Source organism: Terriglobus sp. YAF25 (assembly GCF_052113305.1).
Lineage (GTDB): Bacteria > Acidobacteriota > Terriglobia > Terriglobales > Acidobacteriaceae > Terriglobus.
Window position 1 is genome coordinate 1 of record NZ_JBFRCY010000656.1, and the last position, 2644, is coordinate 2644.

Annotated in this window: 4 protein-coding genes; 2 read left to right on the forward strand and 2 right to left on the reverse strand. The window is 57.9% G+C overall.

Annotated features, from left to right (window positions below; translation table 11 throughout):
- Positions 1–38: 38 nt before the first annotated feature.
- Positions 39–371 (reverse strand): phage holin family protein, encoded by a 333-nt coding sequence (locus AB4043_RS21865; protein ID WP_442300832.1) that lies wholly within the window; start codon positions 369–371, stop codon positions 39–41.
- Between the two features lie 54 nt (positions 372–425).
- Between AB4043_RS21865 and AB4043_RS21870 the strand changes: the two genes are divergently transcribed.
- Positions 426–1313: a hypothetical protein gene (locus AB4043_RS21870; RefSeq protein ID WP_442300833.1), complete on the forward strand. Its 888-nt coding sequence runs from the start codon at positions 426–428 to the stop codon at positions 1311–1313.
- Between the two features lie 197 nt (positions 1314–1510).
- Complete coding sequence (locus AB4043_RS21875; RefSeq protein WP_442300834.1) at positions 1511–2386, forward strand: hypothetical protein; 876 nt, start codon at positions 1511–1513, stop codon at positions 2384–2386.
- Between the two features lie 67 nt (positions 2387–2453).
- On the opposite strand, the gene AB4043_RS21880 is transcribed toward AB4043_RS21875, so the two are convergent.
- A partial coding sequence (locus AB4043_RS21880) for a cold-shock protein (RefSeq protein WP_442308077.1) occupies positions 2454–2644 on the reverse strand: 191 nt, incomplete at its 5' end.

Sequence of the window (2644 nt, forward strand, 5' to 3'; positions counted from 1 at the left end):
GCCTAGGCGCAGCCCAGGCTGGTATAGAGATTTCATTCTCAGACGTACGAGAAGACGATGTGGATCAGCACCAGAACGATGGCGCCGATGAAGGCCGCCAGAAAAGTTTTGATCCGGAAGCCAGGTACAAATTTGGCTGCGACATAGAGCACAACTGCATCGATCAACAGCATCATCAGCCGCGGCAGCAGCCAGACGAGCGGGAAGGTGAAAATGCTGAGCAGCCATCCGAGAGTGACATTCAGCAGACCTACCACCAGGGCTCCGATGACAGCGGGTCCGAAGCCATCCACTTCAAAGTCCGGTACCACGTAGGCGGTGATCACCAGCGCCAGGGCATTCAGCAGCCACTCGATGAGCAGTCGTATCATGGTTGCCAGCATACCCCGGAAATGAAACCAGGCATAGGAACGAATCTTCTCTTGATGCGTATCACTGTCATGCCTCTGCGCTCCCTGTTGCTCGCTTTCCTCCTTGCCGCGCCGGTTACCGCGCAGGAGCCCGCCACCTCTGCGTCAGCCGCCAGCACAGCTCCGCTGCCGGAGTTCGCGACTCTCTTCGCCGGGGTCCGGACACACCAGGATGAGCTGGAGTCGCTGCGCCGCAAATACATCTGCACCATGCAGCAGACAGCGGATGAGCTCGATAAGGACGGAGGCAGTAAAAAGCAGACAACCGAGGAGTATGAGGTCTTCTTTCTGAACGGAACGGAGGTGCGGCGCCATCTCCGCCATAACGGCAAGGAACTTTCCCCGTCCGATGCAAAGAAGGAGCAGGAGCACGTCGATAAAGAGGTGGCCGATCTGAAAGCCGGCAAAAAGCCGAAGCACGGCGGGGATGTGAACCTTTCCGTCTCACGCTTACTGAAGCTGGCCACGTTCTCCAACGGCCGCCGGATCCGCGTGAACGGGCGCGACCAGATCTTCTACGACTTCACCGGCAATCCCAAGGCAGACACCAGCGGACTCTCCGATGAGATTATGCGCCGGCTCGACGGGACGGTGGCCATCGATGAGCAGGACCAGGTGGTCTCGCGGTTGGAGGCCCACCTCGCCTCCGACTTCAAAGTCGGCGGAGGCATGCTGGCGAACGTTCACAAGGGGTCTCGTTTTACCTGGACGCAGGCGTTGGTGCGTGGAGAGATCTGGCTGCCGGAGACGCTGGACGTTAACGTCGATGGCCGGGTGTTGCTCTTCAAGGGATTTCAGGGCGCCGGAAAGCAGCGCTTCTATGATTACCGCAAGCTGGATGCAACGGTAACCATCCTTCCTGACGTCACCAAGGTTTCTGAAGAACAGGCTAAGCCGGAGTAGAGAGCATTTTTCCTGTTGCTGGGTATCCCGGGAGGAGCGTGCAGCGGCGTTTTCATTGCGGAAAACGCCCATAGATGCGCAAGCCCTGCACTACACCTGCAGGAAAAATGCTTTAGTCACCGAGATACCCGCGAACTTTCGCGAAACCGTCGCATCGCCGTCATCAGGCCGTAAACCGGGTGCTCCATTCTTGGTGCATGATCTTCCCAACTCAGTGCTCCGCCGTCAGGAGAAGCTCTGGTTTCGAACGATCCACCACCAGGACGCTTCTTCAAATTGCTGTTTTCCTTTCAGTTCTTCCGTGCTGCGCCTCCGCACAGCAGGTTGACCTGACAACGCTTGTTCCCGAACTCATTGCCCATCAGCATGCCGCGGAAACCTTCCGGAAACAGATCTTTTACCAGGGGCATGAATCGCGCCTGGAGTTCGACCACACCGGAAAACTTAAAAAGCAGGAAGAGCGAGACATTGAAGCGGTAACGGAAGACGGTTTCCAGGTCATCCGTACACTGCGTCATAACGGCCACGCGCTGACCGACGAGGAGCAGCGCAAAGACGACGAAAATATCCGCAAGCAGATCAACAAAGCACGGGAGCGTAAGGCGCATCCGCCGAACTCTGAGATCGCGGTCTCGCGCCTGCTGGAGCTTGGCCGGCTCTCCAATCCACGCCATGGAGTTGTCGATGGACGCTCCGTCCTGTTGCTCGACTATGAGGGCGACCCCAATATTCCCACTCGCAATCGTTTCGAAGAGGTAACCCGCTGCCTGACAGCGACGATCGCCGTGGACGAGGCCGATCGCTCGGTGATGCGGGTCGACGCCAGCTTCATCCGGGACTTCAAGATCGCCGGAGGTCTGCTGGTCGATATCCGCAAGGGGACGCGGTTTACCGTCGAGCAGGAACGGGTGCAACCTTCACTGTGGCTTCCAGCGCACATGGATGCCACGGGAAGTCTGCGGGCGCTGTTGTTTCTGAACTTTAACGGAAGCGCAGCCGCAAACTACAAAGGGTATCGCGGTCTGAAAGACGAGGACGATCTTAGTGCGCACGTCGCCGGCGCACGTGATTAAAGCAAAACGGCAGCCCGAGGGCTGCCGTTTTGCTTTACATCCTGTCCTCGAAAGGTGTTGCAGCGTGCTACAGGGGCTGCACGTCGCTTGCCTGCCAGCCCTTCGGTCCCTTGACGACGTTGAACTGAACCGCCTGGCCTTCCTGCAGGCTCTTGAAGCCGGTCGTGTTAATGGCGGAGTAGTGTACGAACACATCCTCGCCATTCTCGCGGCTGATGAAGCCAAACCCCTTGGCGTCGTTAAACCACTTCACTGTTC

Bases quoted from the DNA above. Each gene is read 5' to 3' on its own strand.
- AB4043_RS21870 (WP_442300833.1), top strand. From the start codon at position 426: ATGCGTATCACTGTCATGCCTCTGCGCTCCCTGTTGCTCGCTTTCCTC.
- AB4043_RS21875 (WP_442300834.1), top strand. From the start codon at position 1,511: ATGATCTTCCCAACTCAGTGCTCCGCCGTCAGGAGAAGCTCTGGTTTC.
- AB4043_RS21865 (WP_442300832.1), bottom strand. From the start codon at position 371: ATGATACGACTGCTCATCGAGTGGCTGCTGAATGCCCTGGCGCTGGTG.